This window comes from Armatimonadota bacterium, assembly GCA_016125185.1.
GTDB lineage: Bacteria > Armatimonadota > Fimbriimonadia > Fimbriimonadales > Fimbriimonadaceae > Fimbriimonas.
The window spans coordinates 447,856-471,403 of the sequence record WGMG01000006.1 but is presented as its reverse complement, the minus strand read 5'-3'; the positions used below and the strand labels follow the sequence as shown (position 1 = coordinate 471,403).

Annotated in this window: 27 protein-coding genes; 12 read left to right on the top strand and 15 right to left on the bottom strand. The window is 57.1% G+C overall.

Going from position 1 to position 23,548, the window contains the following annotated elements; genetic code table 11:
• Nucleotide 1: 1 nt before the first annotated feature.
• The gene (locus GC165_10040; protein MBI1333208.1) at nucleotides 2-451 is read left to right on the top strand and encodes a DUF3291 domain-containing protein; all 450 of its coding nucleotides are present in this window, start codon (nucleotides 2-4) and stop codon (nucleotides 449-451) included.
• Here GC165_10040 and GC165_10035 read toward each other — a convergent pair.
• Nucleotides 435-953, bottom strand: coding sequence for a hypothetical protein (locus tag GC165_10035; GenBank protein ID MBI1333207.1), 519 nt, complete (start codon nucleotides 951-953; stop codon nucleotides 435-437). The two genes, GC165_10040 and GC165_10035, sit on opposite strands and share 17 nt — an antisense overlap.
• 2 nt (nucleotides 954-955) lie before the next feature.
• A complete protein-coding gene (locus tag GC165_10030) occupies nucleotides 956-2,236 on the bottom strand; it encodes a YHYH protein (GenBank protein MBI1333206.1) in 1,281 nt (426 codons plus the stop codon).
• A gap of 113 nt (nucleotides 2,237-2,349) precedes the next feature.
• On the opposite strand from GC165_10030, the gene GC165_10025 reads away from it, so the two are divergent.
• Nucleotides 2,350-3,201 carry an AAA family ATPase gene (locus GC165_10025; GenBank protein ID MBI1333205.1) on the top strand — a complete coding sequence of 284 codons (852 nt, stop codon included), beginning with the start codon at nucleotides 2,350-2,352 and terminating at the stop codon, nucleotides 3,199-3,201.
• On the opposite strand, the gene GC165_10020 is transcribed toward GC165_10025, so the two are convergent.
• The 5 genes from GC165_10020 to trxB form a co-directional block, all read right to left on the bottom strand.
• Nucleotides 3,198-3,515 carry a metalloregulator ArsR/SmtB family transcription factor gene (locus GC165_10020; GenBank protein MBI1333204.1) on the bottom strand — a complete coding sequence of 106 codons (318 nt, stop codon included), beginning with the start codon at nucleotides 3,513-3,515 and terminating at the stop codon, nucleotides 3,198-3,200. The two genes, GC165_10025 and GC165_10020, sit on opposite strands and share 4 nt — an antisense overlap.
• Nucleotides 3,512-4,423: a hypothetical protein gene (locus GC165_10015; GenBank protein ID MBI1333203.1), complete on the bottom strand. Its 912-nt coding sequence runs from the start codon at nucleotides 4,421-4,423 to the stop codon at nucleotides 3,512-3,514. Before GC165_10015 ends, GC165_10020 begins: the two co-directional genes overlap by 4 nt.
• Before the next feature lie 51 nt (nucleotides 4,424-4,474).
• On the bottom strand, nucleotides 4,475-4,777 hold the full coding sequence (locus GC165_10010) for a hypothetical protein (GenBank protein ID MBI1333202.1): 303 nt from the start codon (nucleotides 4,775-4,777) through the stop codon (nucleotides 4,475-4,477).
• 81 nt (nucleotides 4,778-4,858) lie between these two features.
• Nucleotides 4,859-5,473 (bottom strand): PEP-CTERM sorting domain-containing protein, encoded by a 615-nt coding sequence (locus GC165_10005; protein MBI1333201.1) that lies wholly within the window; start codon nucleotides 5,471-5,473, stop codon nucleotides 4,859-4,861.
• A gap of 448 nt (nucleotides 5,474-5,921) precedes the next feature.
• Nucleotides 5,922-6,857 (bottom strand): thioredoxin-disulfide reductase, encoded by a 936-nt coding sequence (gene trxB, locus GC165_10000; GenBank protein MBI1333200.1) that lies wholly within the window; start codon nucleotides 6,855-6,857, stop codon nucleotides 5,922-5,924.
• Between the two features lie 68 nt (nucleotides 6,858-6,925).
• Between trxB and GC165_09995 the strand changes: the two genes are divergently transcribed.
• The 5 genes from GC165_09995 to GC165_09975 all read left to right on the top strand — a co-directional run bounded on the left by GC165_09995 (nucleotide 6,926) and on the right by GC165_09975 (nucleotide 10,487).
• Nucleotides 6,926-7,219 (top strand): DUF1844 domain-containing protein, encoded by a 294-nt coding sequence (locus GC165_09995; protein MBI1333199.1) that lies wholly within the window; start codon nucleotides 6,926-6,928, stop codon nucleotides 7,217-7,219.
• 2 nt (nucleotides 7,220-7,221) lie between these two features.
• A complete protein-coding gene (locus tag GC165_09990) occupies nucleotides 7,222-7,704 on the top strand; it encodes a hypothetical protein (GenBank protein ID MBI1333198.1) in 483 nt (160 codons plus the stop codon).
• The gene (locus GC165_09985) at nucleotides 7,704-8,642 is read left to right on the top strand and encodes a GNAT family N-acetyltransferase (protein MBI1333197.1); all 939 of its coding nucleotides are present in this window, start codon (nucleotides 7,704-7,706) and stop codon (nucleotides 8,640-8,642) included. The genes GC165_09990 and GC165_09985 overlap by 1 nt, the downstream gene beginning before the upstream one ends.
• A gap of 267 nt (nucleotides 8,643-8,909) precedes the next feature.
• Entirely contained in the window at nucleotides 8,910-9,653 is a 744-nt protein-coding gene (locus GC165_09980) for a hypothetical protein (GenBank protein ID MBI1333196.1), read from the top strand.
• Nucleotides 9,654-9,878: 225 nt separating this feature from the next.
• Nucleotides 9,879-10,487: a hypothetical protein gene (locus tag GC165_09975; GenBank protein MBI1333195.1), complete on the top strand. Its 609-nt coding sequence runs from the start codon at nucleotides 9,879-9,881 to the stop codon at nucleotides 10,485-10,487.
• Nucleotides 10,488-10,539: 52 nt separating this feature from the next.
• On the opposite strand, the gene GC165_09970 is transcribed toward GC165_09975, so the two are convergent.
• On the bottom strand, nucleotides 10,540-11,598 hold the full coding sequence (locus GC165_09970) for a hypothetical protein (protein MBI1333194.1): 1,059 nt from the start codon (nucleotides 11,596-11,598) through the stop codon (nucleotides 10,540-10,542).
• A complete protein-coding gene (purF, locus tag GC165_09965) occupies nucleotides 11,598-13,070 on the bottom strand; it encodes an amidophosphoribosyltransferase (protein MBI1333193.1) in 1,473 nt (490 codons plus the stop codon). The genes GC165_09970 and purF overlap by 1 nt, the downstream gene beginning before the upstream one ends.
• Nucleotides 13,071-13,176: 106 nt before the next feature.
• Here purF and GC165_09960 point away from each other — a divergent pair, with 106 nt between their 5' ends.
• Nucleotides 13,177-13,368 (top strand): hypothetical protein, encoded by a 192-nt coding sequence (locus GC165_09960; protein MBI1333192.1) that lies wholly within the window; start codon nucleotides 13,177-13,179, stop codon nucleotides 13,366-13,368.
• A gap of 73 nt (nucleotides 13,369-13,441) precedes the next feature.
• Here the strand turns inward: GC165_09960 and GC165_09955 are convergent, their stop codons facing one another.
• The 3 genes from GC165_09955 to GC165_09945 all read right to left on the bottom strand — a co-directional run bounded on the left by GC165_09955 (nucleotide 13,442) and on the right by GC165_09945 (nucleotide 15,667).
• A complete protein-coding gene (locus tag GC165_09955) occupies nucleotides 13,442-13,714 on the bottom strand; it encodes a hypothetical protein (GenBank protein ID MBI1333191.1) in 273 nt (90 codons plus the stop codon).
• A gap of 86 nt (nucleotides 13,715-13,800) precedes the next feature.
• Nucleotides 13,801-14,718, bottom strand: a complete 918-nt coding sequence (locus GC165_09950) for a hypothetical protein (GenBank protein ID MBI1333190.1) — start codon at nucleotides 14,716-14,718, stop codon at nucleotides 13,801-13,803.
• Between the two features lie 52 nt (nucleotides 14,719-14,770).
• Nucleotides 14,771-15,667, bottom strand: coding sequence for a hypothetical protein (locus GC165_09945; GenBank protein ID MBI1333189.1), 897 nt, complete (start codon nucleotides 15,665-15,667; stop codon nucleotides 14,771-14,773).
• 89 nt (nucleotides 15,668-15,756) lie between these two features.
• Between GC165_09945 and gcvT the strand changes: the two genes are divergently transcribed.
• Nucleotides 15,757-16,827, top strand: coding sequence for a glycine cleavage system aminomethyltransferase GcvT (gene gcvT / locus GC165_09940; GenBank protein MBI1333188.1), 1,071 nt, complete (start codon nucleotides 15,757-15,759; stop codon nucleotides 16,825-16,827).
• Here the strand turns inward: gcvT and GC165_09935 are convergent.
• Nucleotides 16,824-17,009, bottom strand: a complete 186-nt coding sequence (locus tag GC165_09935; GenBank protein MBI1333187.1) for a hypothetical protein — start codon at nucleotides 17,007-17,009, stop codon at nucleotides 16,824-16,826. The genes gcvT and GC165_09935 overlap by 4 nt on opposite strands.
• A 96-nt stretch (nucleotides 17,010-17,105) precedes the next feature.
• On the opposite strand from GC165_09935, the gene GC165_09930 reads away from it, so the two are divergent.
• Nucleotides 17,106-18,140: a hypothetical protein gene (locus GC165_09930; protein MBI1333186.1), complete on the top strand. Its 1,035-nt coding sequence runs from the start codon at nucleotides 17,106-17,108 to the stop codon at nucleotides 18,138-18,140.
• Here the strand turns inward: GC165_09930 and GC165_09925 are convergent.
• Entirely contained in the window at nucleotides 18,137-18,646 is a 510-nt protein-coding gene (locus GC165_09925; GenBank protein MBI1333185.1) for a redoxin family protein, read from the bottom strand. The two genes, GC165_09930 and GC165_09925, sit on opposite strands and share 4 nt — an antisense overlap.
• 53 nt (nucleotides 18,647-18,699) lie before the next feature.
• Between GC165_09925 and GC165_09920 the strand changes: the two genes are divergently transcribed.
• Nucleotides 18,700-20,079, top strand: coding sequence for a hypothetical protein (locus tag GC165_09920; GenBank protein MBI1333184.1), 1,380 nt, complete (start codon nucleotides 18,700-18,702; stop codon nucleotides 20,077-20,079).
• On the opposite strand, the gene pheT is transcribed toward GC165_09920, so the two are convergent.
• Nucleotides 20,003-22,051, bottom strand: coding sequence for a phenylalanine--tRNA ligase subunit beta (gene pheT, locus GC165_09915; protein MBI1333183.1), 2,049 nt, complete (start codon nucleotides 22,049-22,051; stop codon nucleotides 20,003-20,005). The genes GC165_09920 and pheT overlap by 77 nt on opposite strands.
• Before the next feature lie 21 nt (nucleotides 22,052-22,072).
• Here pheT and GC165_09910 point away from each other — a divergent pair, with 21 nt between their 5' ends.
• Entirely contained in the window at nucleotides 22,073-23,458 is a 1,386-nt protein-coding gene (locus tag GC165_09910; protein MBI1333182.1) for an HD domain-containing protein, read from the top strand.
• The last annotated feature ends 90 nt before the right edge of the window (nucleotides 23,459-23,548 follow it).

The following is a 23,548-nucleotide window of genomic DNA, read 5'->3' as shown; positions in this document are numbered from 1 at the left end:
CATGCCCGACTACCACTTGGCCCAAATAAACATCGCCCAGATGAAGGCGCCGCTCCACCACCCAACCATGCGGTCGTTCGTCGAACAAATCGCCGAGATCAACAGCATCGCCGACAGCAGCCCCGGCTTTGTCTGGCGACTCCAAGATGAACTCGGCGACGCCACCAGCTACCGCACGTTTGGAACCACCATCCTCGTCAACATGTCGGTTTGGGAGAGCGTCGAGCACCTGATGGACTACGTGTACCGAAGCGCACACAAGGATGTCATGTTCGACCGCAAGCAATGGTTCGACAAAATGGACGAGGCGCACCTCGCCCTTTGGTGGGTCGAGGCCGGGCACCGACCCACCCTTGAGGAAGGCCAATCCCGGCTCGAGCACCTGTTCGCGCATGGCGAAACCCCAACTGCATTCTCTTTTCGACAAACCTTTCCTAGCCCGAACGGCTAGACGAGCGCCAGGAGCGAACCGCTCCTACCCCACATGCACCCACTAAAAGAGCGCCGACTCCAATGAGCCAAATCGGACTTTTCTGCTCGGTCGGCGGCTTAGCCGCCGACGCAGAATACAAGTGCTGATCCACCAACACACCGTCGCGAAAAACGACCAAGGCCGTCGGCATCCCCTGGACTTCGGGCCGAATCCGATCATCCAGCGAGTACCCACCCGTGCCCGAGTTCGTAGCCGGTGCCTGCCAATACACCATGTCGTCGGCCCTGCTCGGCATGATCGTCGGCTTGCCAAATGTCATCAGCGTTCCCCCTTGCCTCAGCTTCAACCGGCTACGAATCTGCGCGTCGAGGTCGCCCACCAACTTGTCACCCCGATGCAAACCCACCGAGACAAACGTTCCGTTGTCCGTGATGACAACGCGAACCGTATCCGCCAACAGGTCGTGCGCCTGGCTCGTAGCCACCAACCCTAGGGCCACCAAAGAAAGAAGATGTTTCATGGTCAGAATCCGAACGAGTGGTCGGGCGTGCCCTTCAGCACACGCGGAATGTATGGGTACTCGCTGGTCAGCACGTAATAGTAGGTTCCGCCGGGAAACTCGGGCGTGACGCCGGTGCGACCGTTGCCCGAATCCAGGTCGCCATATCCCTGCACGTACTGCCAGTCCTGCTCGAATGTGCCGTCGTAGACTCCTCCTGGGCCCGATGGCCGCATGCCGGTCTTCAGCTTGTAGCTTGCCTTCATCTTGGTCAGCCCGCTGTTAGGATCATTCGGGTTGGTGTAGCAGTAAGGTCCATAAATCGGATAGCCGTCTGCCGCCCAACCCACTAGCGCCATCTGATTGGTGTAGTCCAGCATGGTCAGGATCGACGTAGGCAGCCCGTGATAGTGGTACGCGCCGTTCGGCTGGACGTGGGCGTAGTTGAAATCGACGCCGAGGTTGATCCCGCCACCCAGCGGGTCGTACTGCCATCCGCTGTTCTGATTGTTGTTCCAAAACTCGTTGGCGAGCGGGTCCAGCGGGACGCTGTTGCGGACCACGCCAGGCTTTTTGCCGAGCGCAATATTGGTCGAGGTCGCCGCCGGGCTCGGGTTCTTGTACGCCTTAAAGTTATAGCTTTGGGCCGAAATCGTGTTCGGGCAGTGGGCATTGGGGAAGGTGCCGGTAGCATGTCCCGGCAGGCCGTTGCCGACGATGTATCGATACAGACTGTCGGTGGTGATGGAAACCGTGTTGCCCGTCGAGCCGGTCAGCCCGCCGCCCGTCGTGCCGCTCGTTCCGGTGGTGCCCGTAGTCCCGGTGGTACCGGTCGTTGATGTGGTGCTTGTGGTCGAGCCTGTCGTCGAGGTGGTCGAAGTAGAGCCTGTCGTGGTCGAAGTTGTCGAACCAGTGGTTGTCGAGCCAGTGGTCGTACTCCCCGTCGTGGACGTGGTCGAGCCGGTGGTGCTCGTCGTCGAAGTAGATCCCGTTGTCGTCGAGCCAGTCGTGGTACTACCGGTGGTCGAACCTGTTGTAGAAGTGGTGGAGGTCGAACCAGTTGTCGAGCTCGATGTGGAACCTGTGGTACTCGTCGTGCTTGAGGTCGAGCCTGTCGTACTTGTCGTACTGGTGGTCGAAGAGGTTCCGGTGGTGCCCGTTGTCGAGGTCGTGCCCGTACTTGTCGCCGAAGTCGCGGTCGAAGCGCCGCTTACCGCCACCCCGCCGCCACCGCAGTTGATGATGAAGCCGGCCGAGATCAGGACGGCGGCTATGCCTACTGGATTGGTTCGTTCGCTTTTCATCGCAACACTCTCCGTTTGAGTTAGGCCAATTGTGCCGGGGTCTTATTTGGAAATCATTTGATGTCTTCATCTCATCTTCATTTCTTACAGATTGAGATAATCTTGGCGGCAAGATGGCGAGAAAGGCGACTTACAGCGAGGGACCACCGCAAGACGGCGGATTCATTCGATCCGTTCGCTTTGTGGAAGAAGAAGCCATCGATTGGGACCGCTACCCTTTCAATCTTCCTGCCGTCCTCGCCCTTCCCAAGCAAAAGCTTCAGAACCCGGTCACGATTTTCGTCGGCGAAAACGGAACCGGCAAATCGACCATCATCGAAGGTCTCGCGGCCATGCTTGGCATGAATCCCGAAGGCGGGGCGAAGGGCATGAATTTCTCGACGGCATCCACTCACTCCATGCTGTGGGACTTCATCGTTCCCAACAGAAATCCTCTGGCGCGGGAAGGCTACTGCTTCTTTCTGCGGGCCGAAACGATGTACAACGTGTTTACAGAGTCGGCGTTTGCAGCAGATGATTTTGCCTACGACGAGCTCTTTGAAAACCCTGACCTTCGAAAGGAAGACGGAACCTACATTGGCCCAGATCCCCATCTCTACCGTCGTCGGGACAAGTATGCGAATGCTCCCATGCACCAAATGTCCCACGGCGAAAGCTTCTTCGCCCAACTCAGCGAATTCCGACCCAACGGACTCTACATCCTCGACGAACCCGAAGCCGCCCTCAGCCCCAACCGCCAGCTAGCCGCCGTCAAACTGATGCACGACCTCGCCTACAAGAAGGGCTGTCAGATATTCATGGCCACGCACTCGCCGATCCTTCTCTCCATCCCCGGCGCGAAAATTCTTCAACTCACCGGCGACGGTATCGAAGAGGTCGAGTATGAAGACACCGACCTCTATCGAACCTATTGGGCGTTCCTGAAGAGCCCGAAGGCCTTCCTCGACCGCCTTCTCGCCGACTAGCCTTCTTCCAAGAACTTCTGCAACGCGCCCAGCTTGCGATCCCACGCCCGGGCTCGGGCCGACAGCCAGCTTGCCGCATCGTCCAGAACCTCCAGACGCAACTCGCGAATGACTTCCCTACCCTTGGCCGTGCTCGACACCAGTCCCACGTTTTCCAGCACCAGCAGGTGCTTGGTGGCGGCTTGGCGCGACATGCCAAGCCCCTCCACCAGCTTCATCGTGGTCATGGGGCCCTGGTCGCCCAGCCGCTCGATCATCGTGAGGCGGGCCGGGTCGCCCAAGGCCTGATAGATTTCCGATCGTTGCGCGCTCATACTTTTCCTGTCAGGTAGTCGCGAAGCCAGTCCATCACCGTGCTCCAACCTCCCTTGTTCAGGCCAAGGGCCATCATGCGGCGCTCCTCGGGGATGTTGTCAAAACCGGATTCGATCACCACGATCTCCGTCCCGCCGTTCTTCTCGGTGAACGTGAACTTCACGGTCGTCGTCTGGTCTTCAGGATACTTGTCCCACGTGCAACCGTCCTTCTCACCTGGGTGCCACAGCCACGAAATCGTATTCGGCTCGTCTCGCTCGATCACCTTGACCGGACCGCTCGCGCACGTCTGGAAGTGGAAAATCGTCATCGTACCTACGCTCATATCGCCTTCGACGTCCTTCACGAACCAGCTCTTCAGCCCTTCGGGCGTCGCCACCGCGTCCCAAGCCTTCTGGATCGGAACCTTGACGAACCGCTCGCGATAAATGTCGTACGGAGCTTTCGGCTGATGCTCGTCTCGCTCCACCCACGGCGCCATCTTGGCCAGTTCGGACTTCCATCCGCTCGTGTTGGATTCAAGCGCGCTGAAGCGTCGGTCGCTTGGAATGTTGGCAAATCCAGACTCAACCATCAGGAGTTTCGTTCCCTCAGACACTGGCTCAAGGGTAAAGCGCACCGTCGTCAGTTCGGATTCGGGAAAAGTGCCGATCTCCGATCCATCGCCTGCATGCCATTGGTAGGCGAACGAGGTCATCGGGTCCATCTCCACCACTCGGGCGAAGGCGTCGCCATACGGACCGAAGTCCAATTTGAGGGTCTCGCCAACGGCAAATGTACCCTCGACACCCGAACTGAACCAGCCGGTCCAACCGGCTTGAGTGGTGAGCGCCCACCAAACCTTTTCCTGGGGAGCCTTGAGCATCAGCTCACTGCGAATCTCATTCTCTGAAGCGACGGTAGTCATATCTGCAACCTTACAGTTGCATAATATCGCACTTTCCAAGAATATGCAACCCTATCGGTGCATTTTGTGGGGATAGTAAGTCGAAAGCTCCTTTCGCATCTCCCAGCGCTCGAGCCCAACCAGCGAGGAATTTAGAATACAGACCAGCAGGGCAAACGCGGCAAACGCAACCGGCAAGGCAAGGAGGCCACGGGGCCCAAGCATGATGCGGAAGTAACTGCTAGAGCTATAGGTAAGGGGAAGGTGACACGGCTTTGGCCCAAAGCACTGGTCGCAAGCCCAATGGCTGTTCAACGTGCCGCATTCGGGGCAAATCCAAGGCCCAGGGTCGTCGCGATGGACTTCGCCGTCCATAACCATTGTTACGAAACAGCAATACCGAAGGTTTCAGGTGGGCGGAATCGTCCTCGACGCCGCCCACCGCAAGCCTTGGCGTTAGTCGCGTCTCGTTCGGCGACGAATGAGACCGATCACTCCGAGCCCAAGAACCGCCAGCGACGCTGGCTCGGGAACGGGTTGAATGTCGAGGAGGAGGGCGGGTGCAACCGTGTTGCTCAAGGCACCGGGATCGCCACCCTGACCGCCGTCAAGAATCGTCACGTCCACCAGATCAACCGACGGACTTCCATCCCAACTATAGAAGAAGTTCGTGTTGAAGTCCGCGTTGGACGTTACTTCGAGATAGTAGTAGCTGCCGGCCGAAACCGCAACCGGGGCGGCAAAGAGGCCGTCATTGTAGAGTTCGCCGGGCGTGGGACTATTGATCGTAAAGGAACCGAGGACGGTACCGTGGAGGGCTGCTCCGGTACTGTCGGCCTCGTACAAGGTCTCCGTAAATCCCTGCCCTGCGCCAAACCCATTGTAAAATCCCGCACCATTGAGGGTGAACGATTGGTTTGCCTGGAACCAGATGCCTCGGCCGCCCGCGAACCCGTCGTTAGACGACGTAGTCAGCGGATCGAGCGAAACGCCTGGGTCGAGCGGCAACAGTCCCGCGTAGGCGGAACTAGCTGTAAGCCCAAGAATTGTCAATGCAACGATACTGCGCATAGCACCGTCATGGTAGAAGCTAAACCTGATAAAAATGCCGGGGTTTACGCTTTGTTAAAGGAAATCAGAGACTAAGTCCTGGGCATTAAGTCTAGTTCAACGTTCTCACAAATAGGAGATTCGCCAAAGGTCCTAGGACGCCTTTTGAGCAACAACCATCAGAAGACACAACACCATACCGGCCGTCAGAAGTGCTACAAGTAACCTCTGATGCATCTCGCCAAATCGACGTGAACCGGCGCTTCTGGAACGATTTGCGTCGACCACTCTATACTCGTTGAATTCCACATCGGCGCTGATTCTTTTTAGGAAGACCGGGCGATCGTGCCGACACAAAGGGCAATAGGATTTGTTAGTGGTGGTCCCACATTCAGAACACGTCCATGGGGCTCCGCCGTCTTCGCCCATATTCACCAATACGGGTGAATATGGGCCCAAGATTCAGAACTTAGTGACTCTGATGAGTGATCCAGCGCTCCGCGTCGATCGCAGCCATACAGCCGGTGCCCGCCGCCGTCACTGCCTGCCGGTAAACGCTGTCCGCCACGTCGCCCGCGGCAAAAACGCCCGGAACATTGGTCGCCGTCGTGCCCGGCTGAACCTTCAGGTAACCGGTCTCATCCATGTCCAAAACGCCGTCAAAAAGGTCAGAGTTGGGCTTATGGCCGATGGCGATGAAAACGCCGTCGAGCGGAAGATGCGACTCCTCGCCCGTCACGATGTTCCTCAGCCGGACGCCCGTCGTCTTCTTGAACGGCTCGGTCTCACCGACGATCTCTTCCAGCACGGTGTTGTAGATCACTTCGATCTTCTCATTCGCCAGAACTCGATCCTGCATGATCTTCGACGCGCGGAACTCGTCGCGGCGGTGGATCAGATAGACCTTCGACGCGTGCTTGGTCAGGTAGTGCGCCTCTTCCATGGCGGTATCGCCGCCACCAACCACCGCAACGACCTTCCCCCGGAAGAAGAATCCGTCACACGTGGCACACGCCGAAACCCCATGGCCGCCAAAAGTGATCTCGGACTCCAGGCCGAGCCACTTAGCGCTCGCCCCGGTCGAGATGATGATCGTCTTGGCCTTATATTCCTTCTCTTCGGCCCAAACCGTAAACGGCTGCGCCGAAAAGTCGACCTTGCTGATGTTTTCGTACTTGATGTCCGTACCGAAGCGCTCCGCCTGCTTGCGGAACAACTCCATCATGTCTGGACCCATCACTCCGTCCGGAAAGCCAGGATAGTTTTCGACGTCGGTGGTGATCATCAGTTGCCCGCCCGGCTGAAGTCCGGCAAAGACGACCGGTTTAAGGTCGGCGCGAGCCGCATAAAGCGCGGCGGTATAGCCGGCAGGGCCGGACCCGATGATGATGACGTCGTGAATCATATAGCCTCAAATGGTACCTGTGAACCCCCTTTTTCATGGTTCATTCCAGCACTCTTCTACGTCTGTAAATGCACGAGATGTCCGAAGATATCCAAGATAGACCCGCACCTACGATTTATGACCACATCGCCGTCATTTTGGACCAACTCGGAGGAGTTGCCTGGCAGAAGCTCGGCCTCCAACCAGACATGGTGACGGGAAAGATCGATGCCGATCTCAACCAGGCCAGAGTAGCCATTGATGTTGTCTCCTACCTTGCTTCCGTGCTCGAAACCCAACTCGATGATGAGGATAAGAAACACCTCCAGAATTTGGTACGTGACCTGAAAATTAACTACGTGCAAAAACAGGGGGGTTCGTAAGATTGGCTTTCCGCGAGACGGCGAAGCGCACAATCCATCAACTTTCTTCCTTACTCTTTGAACTCTGGCCCGATCCGTACCGTCATGTTCATGAGGACTCGGCTCGGTCTTTTTCAACGAACCACTTCACGGCGTTCTGCGCCGACTTCGAGGAGTTTGTGGAGATGCTGGCTGGGGCGCAGAGTTATGGACCGAAATTCGGCAGTGAAGCGAGGTACAAGGCCCTGAAGGTCGCCATGGAAGATCGATACCGGGACTTACGTCCCTTTCTGATCGCTTTCCTTCGTTTCGACGTTGAAGATGAAAAGGTCGGGCTTCGCCTCTTGGGTTCGGGGACCGACGCTTTTCAAGCGCTTTGGGCCCAGCAAACCTTGGCCGCGTTTGTGGAATCCGACGATGTGTTCTTCCGAGACCGAGTGGCGAGGGCGCGCGACGCGCTCGCGTATTATAATGATCACTTGCAGTATCTCGGCGAGGCCGCTTAATGATTACCGATTGGCGTGAAGTTGATCTAAACAAAGTCCTTGAGCTTTGGAATTCGTTCTATCCCCCTCAATACCAAATTGACATGGACATCCTCCGCATCAACACGGTGGACAGTCCGACCTTCGACTGGGGCGCGTCCTTGATCGATCTCGACTTCGAAGACATGCTCCGGGCGTTCGTCGTCATCAAGCGAAGCCCGGCCAAGTTTCACCGCGTCGCCGATGCCGATGCTATGCACCTCAGCGGCTTGGCGTTTACCGATCCGCTCCAAATGGTCGACCTCTTCGGTGAATCCAAGCGCATCATGCGCGAGCGTGGCACAACCACCATCGTTTTCGGCATGGATTCCCGACATTTCTGGCCCGGAGTGCCGGTGGATAAGCCCCGGCTCAACGATTTTCTCACCATCGAAGGCTTCTCGATGAGCGGCGAGTACTTCGACCTCGAACGAGACCTGACCGACTATCAGCCCCCGCGCGACCTACCGACCGACGGCGTTGAATTCCGGGTTCTGCAGCCCGACGACCACGCCATGTTGGTCCGTTTCTTCGAACGCGAATTCCCCGGACGCTGGCGCTACGACATGATGACCAAGGTGGAAAAGGAAGGTTGCTACTCGGGCATCGTCGGACTCTTCCACAACGACGCGATTCATGGCTTCGCCTCGATTCAGGACTCGAACAGCAAGTACCCAATCGGCGGCGCCGTGTGGCGACGCAGTTTAGGCGAGAACTGGGGCGCCCTCGGCCCGATCGGCGTTTCGCAAAAGGTCCGAGGCAACGGATGGGGTGGAGCAATGCTCTCAGCCGGGCTGCTGGAACTCAAGTCGAGGGGCGTCAAGCGGTGCATCATCGACTGGACGACGCTCGACGAGTTCTATGGAAAGCACGGCTTCGAAAAGACCCGCTTCTACCGCGCTGGACGCTTAACGATTTAGAAACCGACATTCTGGCTACTTCTCTCCTGCCTTCTAACCATGGCTCTAAGACCATAACAGCCCTGAAGGGGCGATCCAAGTTAGCCCGACCCACCAAGGCTGCGCATCGTGCCCGTGACTGAAAGAGTCCAAGGAGTGCCGATCCTCGGGGCGACCCGGGCGAAGACCAACCGAAGGATGACAATCCACCACGAAACCAGGCATTCGTATGATTGCCGTTAGCCGAGAACTTTTTTCGCAGAACGGGTGTTATTCTAAAGGTTCACCGTGCCTGTACTTCCCTTTCTCGTGGCCGCCGCTGGCGCAAAAATCACCTTGCAATATCATCCCAAGGTCGGATCAAGCTATCGCTTCTCTGTCACATCTTCGGGCCAAACTCCAATGGGCAGTTCGACCGTCAACGCCGTCACGGCCCTCAAGGTTCTTTCTCACGAAAAAGATTCCTACCGCGTCGAGATGCGTGTTTCAAACGTAAAGAATGGCGGCAACGCGCCGACCGCGAACCTGGACAAGGCCGTCTACGTGCTTGACTACGACAGCTACGGACAGATGAAAGCCGACCCCAAGAGCGCTTCCGCCGGAGCCCAACGCCTACTCGGAGGCTTTGGCAACGAGACTATCGGCATGCAGTTCGCTCACCATCCCGTCGCCGTGGGCGACACCTGGACCAACACGGTGGACATGGGCAAAATCATGGCAACCATGTCGAAGGGGCAGGCCAAGAACCCCGTTGGCACCGTCGTCATGACCTTCAAACTTGTCCAGGCTTCAACCAAGTCGGCCGTCATTTCCTGTACCCTCAAGGGCGGCGTCAAAATGGAGGTAACGGCGGGCAGCGGCGCCAACAAACGCCTCATGCAGGTCAGTCAATCGATGAGCGGAGGCGGACAGTACACCGTGGAGCGCTCGACCGGCGTCTATCTGGCATCGAACCTGAAAATCCAGACCGCGACGACCGCCGGAAGTCAACACTTTTCGTCATCACAATCGGTATCGATGAAGCGGCTTTAGGTACTCAAGAACAGGACTTTTGAAGCGAATTCATCCTCTCATTCGTACAAGGTAATTGGAATCATGTCAGTAATCGCACTCGCGTCTATCCTCGCAACTCAAGGTCAATTGTCGTTGACCCTTAACCCTAAGGTGGGTTCTTCCTACAAGTATTCAAACGTCACCACATCATCTAACCCAATGGGTGGCGGCTCTCAAACTACGTCTTCGACCTCCACTCTGAAGGTGGCTTCCGCAAGTGGCGGCTACTTCAAATTCGACATTTCGACATCGGACGTGAAGGTGACGGGCGGCGCTGGTAATTCGGATCAAATGAAGAAGATGATGGAAGGCCAGCATCAGACCATGCTGATTGACAAATACGGCAGCGTAAAGGCCGACCCGAAGGCTGGTGGTAACGCTGGAATGCAGGCAATCATGAAGAGCCTTGGAAACAACGCCATCGGCGTCGCCTTCCCCAAGAAGCCCGTCAAGATTGGCGAAACCTGGGCGCAGACCATCGACCTCGGCGCAATCATGAAGACCGTCATGGCTTCCCGAGGTGGAACGGCCCCAGCCACGACGGGCACTATCAAAATCGTCTACAAGCTCGTGAAGTTCGATGGAAAGACGGCAACCATCGGTTCAACCACGTCAGGCACGATGAACATGGACATGGGTGCTGGCAAGGCGTCGGCAAAAGGACAAAGCATGAAGATGTCGATGACCATCAGCGGCACCTCCACGAGCGTACTGGAGCGATCGACCGGCTTGCCACTCAGCACGACGATGAAAATGACCATGGGCTTCATGGGGAATAACATCCCTATGAGCACAACCATGAAGCGAATCTAGTCTTCAACCGACCTCCAAAGCCCTGCCTCTCAACGAGTGCAGGGCTTTGTCTTTACGCCGAGCTCAAAATCCGATCGAGAGCGATCTCGCCTACATTCCGTTCGGATAACGAACGTTCGTCGAATGGATAGATATCTCGCTCGCCCACTTTCTTCTGAACCGAAGCCACAAGCCCATTCCCACCTTGATTCGTGGCAATTGCGACCATACTTCGGTCATGATCCACGCACCAGTCGGCCATCGGCAGTAACACACATTGGGCTACGTCATTAGCCCGATATCCTCGCTCCTCAGGTTCCTCAATGCCACTAAAGTCGAAAACGGCGAGCGAATAGGCTTCGTCCATCAACGACCGTTTGAGGTCATCCAAACCCTTATCCGAAAGCTTCGATACCATCGGCAGAGAAGACACCCGAAACCCCGATAGCCGCGCAATGCCTCGCATCGAAAGCGTCGGTGCAAACACTCTCCACGGATGGCCAAGCTCCAACACTTTGTTCGGAACCCGAATTCTTTCTCCTTGCCCCCACGGCCAACAAAGGTTAATCGGCCTTAGCCCCTGGTCGATGCGCCGAAGGTTGAAGTCTTGCTCAGTCAAGATGTTCACCGAGTCGTCGATGAACCGCCGAAGATCGTTCTCCTGGTCGCCTTCTGGCAAACTCACCCGAAGTCCCATCTCTCCAACTGCCTCTGGGGTCCGGGTAAGCAAGTCAACCCGCCGCTCCCAAACCAGCCCATGGTCGAGCCCTTCCCCAAACAAAAAGGTCATCGACCGGGAATCGAGTTTCGAAAGCTCCTTCTTCAACGTGGCCAGTTCCTCAGCCGTGGGCGGCGTCGGCTCAGCCACCGCGTCGCCCTCGACGCTCAAAAGAGAGACATGAAAATGGGTAGACCGCTCTGGCGGATCCCAACCCAGCGCGGCAACCGTCAGCGGGCCCTCGGCGACCGAAAGATCCCGATGCCCCAGCAACCCAAATTCAAACTGATCCTCCCGACGAAAGAACTTCAGTAAACTCGACCGCTCGCCAAACTCACGATACGCAGAAAGGTCGCGAATAACCGACTGGCTTTCGTCGTCCGCCAGCAAGCCCTGGAGCACGACGACCGGCATTACTGCTCGAACAGAACGCCCTGACCCGGCGCGATGGTGGCCATCTCGCCAACAGGAGGCGGATCGTCAAACGCATGCTTCTGGAGCCCGGCCGGAATCGGAAGCGGATACTTCCCAGTAAAGCACGCCGTACAGAACCCTTCCGTCGTGCCGTCTACTGCCATCTGGGCGCCTTCGACGCTCAAGTACCCAAGCGACGTACAGCCCAGGTAGTCCGACAATTCGTCCAGCGACATAACTGCGGCGGCAAGCTCACCCTTCGACGCCATGTCGATACCGTAAAAGCACGGATACACAATTGGCGGAGCCGTGATCCGAACGTGGACCTCGACCGCCCCAGATTCAAAAAGCATCTTGACCAACTGCTTGGTCGTCGTCCCGCGAACGATCGAATCATCAACCAAAATCACCCGCTTACCCACCAAATGATCCTCCAACGGAGTCAACTTCATTCGTACCCCGAGTTCGCGCATACGCTGGTCGGGTTGAATGAAAGTCCGGTGGATATAGCGGCTCTTGGTCATGCCCTCGCGGAAAGGAATCCCGCTCGCCTTCGAATACCCAAGCGCCGCCGGAATGCCGCTATCTGGCACCGGAACCACAATATCGGCCTCGACCGGGTGCTCCTGAGCCAGTCGCTCGCCCATCCGCAAACGCGCGCCGTACAGGCCAGTGCCAAACATACGCGAGTCGGGTCGGGCAAAGTAAATAAATTCGAACAGGCACATCGCCTCGCGTGGTGAGTCCACACCGTGCTCAATCGTCAGCCCTTCGCGGGTCACCAAGGCGATCTCGCCCGGCTTCAGGTCGACATCGTACTGCCCGCCGACTGGACCAAACGCGCACGATTCCGAGGCGATCATATAGCCTTCGCCAAGCTTGCCCACGCAGAGCGGGCGGATGCCGTAAGGATCGCGAAAACCGATCAAAGTGTTGGGTGTCAGGACCACAACGGAAAACGCACCTTTGCAAAGCCGCATCACCTCGCGAACGGCTTCAACCGGTCCTCGCTCCAGGTTGTTGACGATGATCCTCGCCAGCACCTCGGAGTCCGAAGTGGAGTCGAAATGCTCGCCCTCGGCCTGCATCTGATTCCGAAGTTCGCCGGCGTTGATCAGATTGCCGTTGTGCGCTACCGCAATTTCGCCCACCAAGCTTTGGCAATAGACCGGCTGGGCGTTACGCAACACGCTCGCGCCGGTGGTGCTGTAGCGGTTGTGGCCCACCGCCATGTCGCCCTTCAGGCTATCCAGAATTTCGGGAGTAAAGACCTGGTTCACCAGACCCATGTCTTTGTGCATGCGCACCTTTTCCCCGTCGCTAACCGCAATTCCGGCGGATTCCTGGCCCCGATGTTGGAGGGCAAAAAGGCTGAAGAAGGTGGTGTTCGCAACGTCCTGGCCGGGAGTATAGACTCCGACCACTCCACACTCTTCTTTGATGGCATCGCCTAAGAGCTCGCGGTGATCCATGAACAATGGTAAGGATACCGACATTCGGCACCCTCCAGAACGCTGGTTTCGATTTCCTTAGACGAATGCCGGGTGATTTCACCACCACCAATGGAAAGGATTCCCTATGGTTGTCCAGGCGATGAGTGCGGCATCGGCATCGGCGGCGTCCGTCTACAAAGCGGCTAGCCAGCCCAGTGCCCGACACGTGCTAACAGCTTCGTCGCAACCGAGCGCGAAAACCCCTCCCAAGTGTGCGTCTCAACCGAGCGCCATGAAGGACGACGGTCTGCGTTCGACGATCGACATCCGGGCTTAATGGGCTCTGATTTCAAAACAAAAAGGCGACAGCCATTCCGCTGTCGCCTTCGTTTTTTGTCGAAAGACTTCTCTTAGAGACCGTAGGACGCTTTCTTCAGCCAGGTCTTGGGCACCGGCTTGAGGCCACAGGCGACCTGAGCGAACAGCGGACTCTTCAGCACGTCGGTCGAAACCACGAGCTTGACATTGTTGCCGCCGACCTTCAGTCGAACCACCTGCAGATTGGCGTTCTGGGTTCGGTTCTTGTGAGGAGCCTTGTACTTCCAACCCTGCGAGTGGCGGTTGCGAATGTACTTCGCCGTCGTATTTCCTTTCTTTCCACTCACTTGACAAACTTTAGCCATGACTACCTCCGCCAAATCGAATGATCGGCGCGAATAGTCAAGATACCACAACAAATCCAGGCTTTGCAAGAACCCTTTCGATTTCGCTACGCCTCGACCTTCATCTCCAGTCCGCCTGTCTCGTCTTCGTTCCCGCCAAACCGCTCCTGATTTGCCCAAACGAAAAAGACGAGGAGGGTCCCAACAATTGCCCCGATGATCTGGTAGAAACCTGCAGGTACTTGGATAATCAGGCCGAAGAGTGCCATCGAAACCGACACCACCGCAACCGGCATCAGCGATGGACGGAACGCTCGGGTCAAAGCGCAGCTGCAGGCAATGATCGCGACTAATTCGAAGACCGTGCCAAAAAGCCACCCTTCAAGGTTCCATGGCACGCCTTTGTCTCCGTATCGGCTAGTGGTAATCATGATTTGCAGCTGGTACGCAACCATCTTGAGAACAAAACTCACTATATAGTAGCCAACAAAGAGGGCTAGGCCCGCCTTCCACTTGGGGTGCGAAAGCATCAGCAAAGTCAAAAAGGTCCAAGCCGCAATCTGAATAAAGGGGATTCCAAAATAGCGAAAAGCCTTCCAAAAGTTAGAGGTGGTGCCACCATTAAGATCGGTCAGTCGCTGGATGAAAGGACTAAAAATGCCGCCCATCCCACGCTGTTCGGCAATAACCGCACCGACGCTTACTCCGAAAAGAATTAGCCCGGAACCAATACCGGCCCATCCGCAAGAAATTTTGACCCGCGAAAGGGCCTCGCGTGCCATCGAACCCCGGCCAAACAGAAAAGGCAGGATCAACACGCCGACAGACGCGAACAACTCGGGAGTCGTCCGCGAAATCACCATATGCCACCAAGACCGTGGCAAGCTCGGTGTCATGATTCCCAGAAGAGACGGCATGCAGGCGACCACAAAAAGAAAGCCCCACTGCCCAAAGGTCAAAGGCACAAAGGGAGTCTTCTCGTATCGTGGATAGCGTGGCGAATCTTCGGTTCGGTCTGGGATCATGGCGACCTACTGGAACCTTATCACACCAGACATAACATCGGCAAGACCGCTGTTAGGTGGCCTCGGCTTCTTCCATTCCGCCAAACCGCTCCTGGCTCACCCACACAAAGAAAACCAATAGCAAAGCAATAAGACGAGCAGAGATCGAATACCAACCCGAAGGATGCTCCGTGAAGGACAAAGCTAGCGAGACACAGAACATCCCGAACGCCGCTGGAAACAACGATGGACGAAAGGCACGGACCAGAAGGTACGTACACAAAAGATAGACGATGACGTCGAGAATCGACCCAATGATCCAAAAAGGGAAACTCGGAGATAACAGTAATGCTGTACTTCTTGTTGGGTACACCATGTGGCTCAGCCGGCTGCCGATGAGGAAGAGGACCGCATGGACAATACCGTAAGTGCCAAACAGTAGCCATTGTGGTTTCCTGGTCGGGTTCGTCAGCATAACTAAGCCGAGCATTGCCGAGGAGACGGCCGAAAGAATGGGCTGTCCAAAGTAGAGCAATCCAGCGAGCCAAGTCGGCCAAACGCCATCTGTTAAGTAGCCTATGCTTCGAATTAAACGGTGAAAGACGAGCGTTGACCAGCCAAGTTGATAAGATGCCGCCACCGCCACAACCGTCGGCAAAATGAGGGCAGATAAAGTACCACCAACGCCTGGAAAGGTGCGAACACGGGCAAGCGCTCCGCGAGCCACCGAACCTGCGCCAAATAAGAACGGAAGGACAAGTATTCCCAAAATGGCAATCACAGCGCTGCCCTCGGCAATACTGTAGTACGTCCTAAACGGCAACATCAACGTGGGCGCCATGATCAAAAGCAAGACGTCGAGATTGGCAACCACCAGCAGAACGCACCACTGCCAAAAGCTGATCGGCACCAACTGGGTCTTCTCGTACCGAGGGTAATGAATCGAATCTCGCTTGCGCTCTGGAATCATTTCGGCCCACCCGAACCTTATCACGCCGACCCGATTTTGGACAAGACAATCCGCGCCCCAAGGTACCCTTTCAACTAATGTCCGACACCTTGCTGCGAACGCCGCTGTTCGATGCCCACCTCGCCCTCAACGCCCGAATGGTCCCCTTCGCCGGGTACGAAATGCCGGTCCAGTACACCAGCATCCTCGTCGAATCGAAGGCCGTTCGCGAAGGCGCTGGGATGTTCGATGTTTCGCACATGGCTCGGCTCCGCTTCCGAGGCGAGAGCGTTCTGGAGTTCCTCGAATGGATCACCTCGAACGACGTCGCGAAGCTAGTCGACGGGCAGGGTCAATACTCCTTGCTGCCGAACGACAAAGGCGGATGCGTGGACGACATTATCGTCTACCGACTCTCCGCCGACGAGTTCTACATGGTCGTCAACGCCAGCAACCACGAAAAGGACGTCGACTGGATCAAGTCCCACAACAAGTTCGGCGTGGACATCGCTGACGAGACGGACGACACCGCCATGATCGCGGTGCAGGGTCCCAAGGCCCGCTCCATCGTCGCTTCCCTCTCCGATAAGCCCGAAGCCATCTCTTCCGTCGGCCTGTTCGGCCTCGTCGACTGCAAAATCGCCGGTATCGACTGCTTCGCACCTTGCTCTGGATACACCGGCGAGGACGGTTTCGAACTGATCTGCCCTGCCAAGGACGCCGAAAATCTCTGGAACGCCCTGCTACAAGCGGGCGTCGCCGCCTGCGGCCTGGGTTCGCGCGATACCCTTCGCGTCGAAGCCGGACTCCCGCTCTACGGCCACGAACTCACCGACGAACTGTCACCCATCGCCGCCGGACTGGGTTGGGTCGTCAGCAAAACCAAGTCGTTCATCGGTTCCGACATCATCAGTGCCGCTCGCACCGATGGCACACCGACCAAGCTCCAAGGCATCCAACTCGAAGTCAAGCGCCTCATTGCGCCGGGCATGAAGGTGTTCGTCGGCGACGAAGAAGTCGGCGAAGTATCCAGCGGCGTGGTATCGCCCCTACTCGATAAGGGCATCGCCTTCGCCTTCCTCCGTTCGGACATCAAGCTGAACACACCGTGCGAAGTCGATGTACGCGGCAAGCGAGAACCGGCGATGGTCGTCGGCAAGCGATTCTTTAAGCGGTCTTAGGGCTGCTGCTCGGTTTCGGGGTCGGTCGCGTGCATGTCCACAAAGCGGTGGCGGTACGCGTCGTCCTTCTTTTTGAACCGAGTGAAGAAGTAAAAGCTCCCCCACAACACGATGAGGAAGAGGATGCAGCACACGACCACGAATTGCTGAAGAAACTGAAAGTCGACCTTTTCGTTGAGCATGGGCTACTTTCATTGTGGCACCGATGGGCCCCGCCCAGGGCCGTCATGGACTGGATTTTCGGGACGCCGCGAGTTTAGCGTAAAATCAAAAGGTCGATGACGTTCCTAGCGGCGCTCCTTTATCTCCAACCCTTCCGCGAAGATTTGATCGAAGTCCGGCAACGGTCGGAACCGCTCGAAGTCGCCAAACTCTCTCCGCTGAAGTTTCCGCCGGAGAACAAACCGTTCGCGTTCGAATGGCTGACCGAAGGTTATGGTCACGCCTGGACCTCCACCGATGAATACCAGCTTCGATTTCGCGTGTTTTCCCAAGACCGAAAGGTCCACGACGAACTTGCGCCAACCACCGCGCGGCTCTTGCTGAATCTCTGGAAATACAACTTCACCGAACTCAAAATCGACCACAAGCCGGACTACAACAAGAGTTGTGTGGATGTTTACCTCTGCTTCTCTGGCGATCCCGGCGGTGAACAGCTTTTCGACGAAGACCCGCAGGCAAAAGGCATCTCGTCCAAGGTCAACACCATCTACATCTACGACATGCCGAGCTTCAAGGAGCCGCTCGAAAAGGTTCGCGAAGTCTGCCATGAGTACGGCCACGCGTCGCTGCCCGCCGTAGGCGGATACGACAAGCCCGAGTACTGGACGAACGGCTACTTCGGAGAAAACTTCTTCATGTCTTGGCTAGCCAAGCAGACATCGATCAACTCCGACCTGCTTTACGGTTGCGACCCCAAGGTCTTGCGCGACTATGTCGCCCGCGTGTGCTACCCAATGGTTGCCAAAGGCGCAATGAACTTCCCTGGCAGCTCGTGGCTGGCTGGCAAAAGCGAGGAGCACATGAATCGGTACATCGGCCTGATGCTTTGGATGCAGGAAATTCTGCCCGCAAACATCGTTGCCCAATCGATGAAGCTGATGCGGTCGTACGACCCTAAAGATGTCCCCGCCTCGATCGTCAACGCCTGCGACGGCATCGACGGACTCTCGATCAAAGTCCCGTCGTATCTAGTGGGCAAGAAAGTGTGGCTACCTTTCGGACGCCACACGATATCGGGGGCAAAAGTATTGGGCAAGAGCGACAATTGGGTCGCTCTTTATGCGCCAAAAACGCCGATCGTCGTTCGTTAGATCATCGACTGAACGAGCTTTTCGAATTCCTTCGGGCTCGCTTCGCCATTAAAACCGATCTTGACTGCTTTCACCTTGCCCGCCTTATCGACGAAGATGAAGCAAGGAATGCCGCCGATGCCCAGCTTAGCGCCGAGCTCGTCGTTCTTCGAAGTGAACGTGTAGGTGTAGCCGTGCTCAGACGGGTACTTCTTTGCCAGTGCCATCGAGCCCGAGCTTTCGCCCGTATTCGCGCCGATGACCACGAGGCCCTTACCGGCGTATTTCTTGTGGAGAGCCTGCATGGTGGGCGATGCCGCCTTGCACGGGCCGCACCAGGTTGCCCAGAAGTCGAGGATGTAGGGCTTGCCCTTGAGAGATGCGTTGGTGATCTTCTTGCCCGCAAACGTGGTCATGCTGAACGACGGCATTTTTTTGCCGGCCAGGTTCTCGACGGAGTCGCTTTGGCCGTACGCGAAGGCTCCGTAAACGAGCACGAGGGGGAGAAGCCACTTGACGATCTTCATACCCTCTATTATGTAACAAGACCCCAAATGGTTCCCCGGGTCATAATGATGAGGTGAAAAACAAGGCCATCGGCTTATTCCTCGCGATGCTCGCGTGTGTGCCGATTTTTGTTTTTCGCGCGGTGGGCAACGCCCTCCTGACCGACTCCGATACCGCCGTCCTGCTCAAGAAGATCACGGAGGTCAACAACCCTTGGCGCTGGTTTACCCACGACTGGCCGCTGGAAAATCATTTCTACCGCCCGATATCCACTCTCGTCTTCGAGATCGATAACCGCCTGCACCCCGGCAATGGCGACGCCTTCGGACTCACGAACGCCATCATTTGCGCGATCTGCACCGTGCTCCTGTATTGGCTACTCATCGAACTTAAGCGATCCATTCCCGTCGCTGTAGCCGGAACCTGGCTGTTCGCGTCATGGTCGCTCGGCAACTGGTTCTTCGGCGACTGGTGGCTCACGGTCGTCTCTTGGATTCCCGTCATCCTTTTCCTGGTCATCCTCGGCCGGATGAGGTCGAACAAGAAGTTTAGCTGGCAAGGGTTGGCCGTCGGATTAGCCGGATTTTTCGTCTGGTCGCGACTCGCCAGTTGGCAATTGAACCTATCCAGCCACACCCTCCTCTGGCTCCCCGGTCGCACCGCGACCACCATGACCATCTTTGCGCTCGTCTCGCTCGCCTCGTACGCCCGGTTCGAGCGCCTCGGCGCACCCTATCGAACGCCACCCCAGCCAACGCCTCTCGATCCCCCCGCCACCCGCACCAGCACCCAAGACGGCGAGCCGAGAAACGTCTGGGGTTGGTTCATCCTCTCCTGCGTATCCTGCGCGCTGGCGCTAATGACCTACGAACAGGCCGTCATGATCCCGACCGTGATCTTCATGCTGGGCATCTGGTTCCGCCTCAACGGTCGCCAAACCCGGTTCGCCTTCCAAATCCTGTTTTGGGGCCTCGTCGTCGCCTATTGCGTCTACCGAGTCCAAATCATCCCGGTTCAGCCGAGCGGCTACCAAAAACAGCAGTTCCGCAATGGCCCCGGCCTATGGATCGACACGTCCAACTACCTCTGCCCCGGCATCTTCGCCATCATGGCCGCCATCTACTCGTTGGCGTCTGGACCGCTGATCCTGCTCACGAGTTCGTTCTGGGGTCCCATCATCGGCTTCATCAGCAACATCACCGCGTGGCTCGCCATCCGCAAACGCTTCCTCAAGCCGCTTGTGGCCCTATTGGCGTCGTACTTCGCCTACCTGCCGATGGTCTTCCTCAAGCAGTTCGGCCACTACCACTACTTCCCCGCCACCCTAATGGTGCTGTTCGTGATCACGCTATTCGAAGCCTACTGGCCCGAGCTGGTTACCGCAGTGTCGCCCCGAGCGATTCAAGCTCCGCCACGATCCGATCGCGCACCTGGTTCGCTTCCTCGTCTGTAAAGTTTCCGTGCTTGCGGAACTGCAAACCGATACCCAGCGAATGCTTGCCGTCGGGGATATTCGCGCCCTCGAAGACATCGAAGAGCCACTGCTTCTCCAGGACATCTCCGCCGCCACTCTTGATGGCAAACTCGATCTTTTCGTAAGGCATAGCTTTGTCGACCAGCACAGCGATATCTCGCCGAACCGCCGGATGGCGGCTGATGTTGCTGATCGAGAGAGTCGGTTGGGCCTTATCAGAAGCCAAATCCCAATCGAACTCGCACAGAACGGTATCAGGCTCCAATCCCGATGCCTTTGCGGCTTCAGGATGAATTTGACCCAGTGTTCCGCAGTTTTCACTGCCGACAAGAATCATTGCCGAGCGGGTCGGATGGAAACGCGCGTCATCGCCAATGAGCGGAAGGAACTGAATGTCTCTCGAAATCCCAAGATATTCGAACGCATGCTCAAGAACCGCCTTCAAAGAATAGAAGTCAGCCTGCGGGACTTTGTCGCCCTTGCGATTCTCGGGCATCAACCCGCCCTGTGACAACATGCCGAAGTGAAACCCCTCATCATAGGTGCCGTTGTCTTGCCAAAAGACCTTGCCCATTTCGAACAGGTGAAGGTCTTTGCCCCCATTGCGCCTTGCCGCGTCGGCAAGGCAAGGCAAGAGAGAGTTGCGCAACACGCAATGCTCAGGTGAAGCAGGATTTCTGGGTGCCACACGCTCCCAGGTTCGGTCGAGCGGATGGAAGTCCCTCAACGAGTGCGAGATGATCTGAGTCAAACCCGCGCGAACCAAAGATTCTCGGAATCGGTCCTTGAGCAACTGGTAGCCATGGGAACCACCCAACGGCGTACTCCCCGCCGGATAAGCCTCCGGAATCAGTTCGTACCCATGCACTCGGCCCAACTCCTCGACCAAGTCCTCCTCGCGAACGATGTCGGGTCGCCAACTCGGCGGAACGACCATGAGATCGCCACCCGATTGGCTAACGTCCATGCCCAGCCGACGCAGATAAGTCGTCGCCTGCTCGAGCGTCACATCCATGCCCAGCAGGATGCACGCCTTCTCGATGCGCAATCGAACCGGCGCAAACGTCTGCTGCCCCGGATACAGATCGACAATGTTCGAAACCTGAATGCCCGGCTGAGAGTCGAGCAAAAGCTCGGTAAAGCGCAAAGTCGCCGCCACGACGCCGTCCGGGTCTACGCTCCGCTCGAACCGATAGCTCGCCTCCGTCGCCAAGCCGAGTTGCTTGCGCGTCTTGCGTACCACCGTGTTCACAAAGTTAGCCGACTCCAATAAAAGGTTCGTCGTCTCGTCCGTGACCTCGGTCTCCAGACCGCCCATCACGCCCGGAACGCCGACCGGCTTCGCCGCATCGCAGATCATCATCTGCCCGTCCAGCTCATGCTCAAGGCCGTTTAGCGTCGTCAGCTTCTCGCCCGGCCCGGCATGCCGAACCACGATCCGCCCCTCAGACAGCTTGTCGCGGTCAAACGCGTGAAGCGGTTGCCCAAGCTCCAGCATGATGTAATTCGTCAAATCGACCAGCAGGCTGATCGGTCGCATGCCCGACGCGTCGAGCCGCTTCTGCATCCAAGCCGGCGACTGGTCCTTAGCATTCACGCCACTGAATCCGCGTACGGCAAACCTTCGGCACGATTCGGATTCGATTCTCGCCGTTTCGTCCTCAATGAAGATCGTTGCGGGAACACCGATGTCCTGAAATCGCGCCGCCGCCCGCTGGTACAGCTTCGTCGGGCTCGACTGCTGATCCTTGGCCAAAACCTCGCGGGCTAGGCCAAAAACCGACAGCCCGTCGCCACGGTTCGACATCACCTTGATGTCCAGCACCCACTCATCGCCAAACTCTTCGATGCCTTCCAACTCAAAACCGGCCATCGTCAAAAGATCGCCGATCTGGTGAGCCGTTAATCCGGTCTCAACGTAGTCAAGAAGCATCGAATAGGGGAACTTCATTCGAAAGGCTATTTTACTTGAATGCTTTGTCAGCCGGTCGTCCGACAATTTGAACTAATGCTCGCGTCGACTGGTGAAATCTTGGCCGCCCTCAGCAAGGCTCTCGACATGGTCGAAGGACAGCCTGCGGGCCACGCCTTCCGAACGTCGCGCATCGCCTGCCGGATCGCCACCATCCTTGGCCTCCCCGAGCGGACCATCACCAACGTCTTCTTCGCCAGCCTCATCAAAGATTCCGGCTGTTCCAACAACTCGGTTCGCATCCACAAAATCTTCGGCGGCGACGAACTGCTGAAGAAGCAGGCCGTCAAGCTGGTCGATTGGAGCAATTCGGTCGAGTCCATCAAGTACGCACTGTCCCACATCGAATGGGGCGATTCGGTGGCCGAAAAACTCAAGAAGTTCGCTTCCATCATCGGACCGCCAACCAAGATCATGAACGAGGTGACCGAGGCACGTTGCACCCGTGGCGCCGCCATCGCACTTGAACTCGGATTCGAATTGGAGGTCGCCGCCGCCATCCAAGCGCTTGACGAACACTGGGACGGCAAAGGCTCACCGACCGGCATGAAGCGCGACCGAATTCCACTCTTGGCCCAAATCCTCTGCATCTCGCAGACCATGGAGGTCTTCCTGTCCACCTTTGGCGTCGAAGCCACCATGGTCATGGTGACCGAAAGGCGGGGCCGATGGTTCTCGCCCGAAATATCGCGGTGCGCCCTCGAGGCACTTCAAGATGAAGCATTTTGGGTCGATCACTTCGCCCACATGAACGGACAAACGGTTCCCTTTCCGATCGATGCGGAAAACCTTGCCCGCGACACATCGTTGGACACCGTCTGTCGGTGCTTTGCCCAAATCGTCGACGCAAAATCGACCTTCACTGGCGAGCACTCGACCCGCGTGACCGCCTATGCAATGGACATCGCAAACTATTTCCAATTCGAGCGGGATCGACTCAAGTCGCTGGAGCACGCCGCCCTTCTGCACGACATCGGCAAGCTGGGCGTGTCAAATTCCATCCTCGAAAAGCCCGGACGCCTGACCGAAGACGAATTCGCCCAGGTCAAAAAACATCCCTACTTCTCAACCATGATCCTTTCCCAGATTCGCGGCCTGGAGCGGGTCACCGAGATTGCCTCGGCCCACCACGAGCGGCTCGACGGCAAGGGCTACTGGCAGGGACGAACGGCCGATCAACTCGATCTCGACATGCGAATTCTTACCGTCTCCGACGTCTTCGACGCCCTCACCGCCAAGCGTCCCTACCGAGACCCGATGACCAAGGAAGAAGCGGTGTCGCTCATGATGCGCGACGAAGGAACCGCCTTCGACCCCGAATGCCTCCGCGCCCTCGAACACTGCCAGCTTCGGGACGCCAACGGCGATCTTCTGCGAGCGGCTTAGCCGCTTTCGCAATACTTTCTTACGAACCCATTGAATGACGGAAAACTGGGTGGCATGGATAGGCGTCAATGGAGTCTTTGCGATCGCAAA

Bases quoted from the DNA above. Each gene is read 5' to 3' on its own strand.
- GC165_10040 (MBI1333208.1), top strand. From the start codon at position 2: ATGCCCGACTACCACTTGGCCCAAATAAACATCGCCCAGATGAAGGCG.
- GC165_10035 (MBI1333207.1), bottom strand. From the start codon at position 953: ATGAAACATCTTCTTTCTTTGGTGGCCCTAGGGTTGGTGGCTACGAGC.
- GC165_10030 (MBI1333206.1), bottom strand. From the start codon at position 2,236: ATGAAAAGCGAACGAACCAATCCAGTAGGCATAGCCGCCGTCCTGATC.
- GC165_10025 (MBI1333205.1), top strand. From the start codon at position 2,350: ATGGCGAGAAAGGCGACTTACAGCGAGGGACCACCGCAAGACGGCGGA.
- GC165_10020 (MBI1333204.1), bottom strand. From the start codon at position 3,515: ATGAGCGCGCAACGATCGGAAATCTATCAGGCCTTGGGCGACCCGGCC.
- GC165_10015 (MBI1333203.1), bottom strand. From the start codon at position 4,423: ATGACTACCGTCGCTTCAGAGAATGAGATTCGCAGTGAGCTGATGCTC.
- GC165_10010 (MBI1333202.1), bottom strand. From the start codon at position 4,777: ATGGACGGCGAAGTCCATCGCGACGACCCTGGGCCTTGGATTTGCCCC.
- GC165_10005 (MBI1333201.1), bottom strand. From the start codon at position 5,473: ATGCGCAGTATCGTTGCATTGACAATTCTTGGGCTTACAGCTAGTTCC.
- trxB (MBI1333200.1), bottom strand. From the start codon at position 6,857: ATGATTCACGACGTCATCATCATCGGGTCCGGCCCTGCCGGCTATACC.
- GC165_09995 (MBI1333199.1), top strand. From the start codon at position 6,926: ATGCACGAGATGTCCGAAGATATCCAAGATAGACCCGCACCTACGATT.
- GC165_09985 (MBI1333197.1), top strand. From the start codon at position 7,704: ATGATTACCGATTGGCGTGAAGTTGATCTAAACAAAGTCCTTGAGCTT.
- GC165_09970 (MBI1333194.1), bottom strand. From the start codon at position 11,598: ATGCCGGTCGTCGTGCTCCAGGGCTTGCTGGCGGACGACGAAAGCCAG.
- purF (MBI1333193.1), bottom strand. From the start codon at position 13,070: ATGGATCACCGCGAGCTCTTAGGCGATGCCATCAAAGAAGAGTGTGGA.
- GC165_09960 (MBI1333192.1), top strand. From the start codon at position 13,177: ATGGTTGTCCAGGCGATGAGTGCGGCATCGGCATCGGCGGCGTCCGTC.
- GC165_09955 (MBI1333191.1), bottom strand. From the start codon at position 13,714: ATGGCTAAAGTTTGTCAAGTGAGTGGAAAGAAAGGAAATACGACGGCG.
- GC165_09950 (MBI1333190.1), bottom strand. From the start codon at position 14,718: ATGATCCCAGACCGAACCGAAGATTCGCCACGCTATCCACGATACGAG.
- GC165_09945 (MBI1333189.1), bottom strand. From the start codon at position 15,667: ATGATTCCAGAGCGCAAGCGAGATTCGATTCATTACCCTCGGTACGAG.
- GC165_09935 (MBI1333187.1), bottom strand. From the start codon at position 17,009: ATGCTCAACGAAAAGGTCGACTTTCAGTTTCTTCAGCAATTCGTGGTC.
- GC165_09930 (MBI1333186.1), top strand. From the start codon at position 17,106: ATGACGTTCCTAGCGGCGCTCCTTTATCTCCAACCCTTCCGCGAAGAT.
- GC165_09925 (MBI1333185.1), bottom strand. From the start codon at position 18,646: ATGAAGATCGTCAAGTGGCTTCTCCCCCTCGTGCTCGTTTACGGAGCC.
- pheT (MBI1333183.1), bottom strand. From the start codon at position 22,051: ATGAAGTTCCCCTATTCGATGCTTCTTGACTACGTTGAGACCGGATTA.
- GC165_09910 (MBI1333182.1), top strand. From the start codon at position 22,073: ATGCTTTGTCAGCCGGTCGTCCGACAATTTGAACTAATGCTCGCGTCG.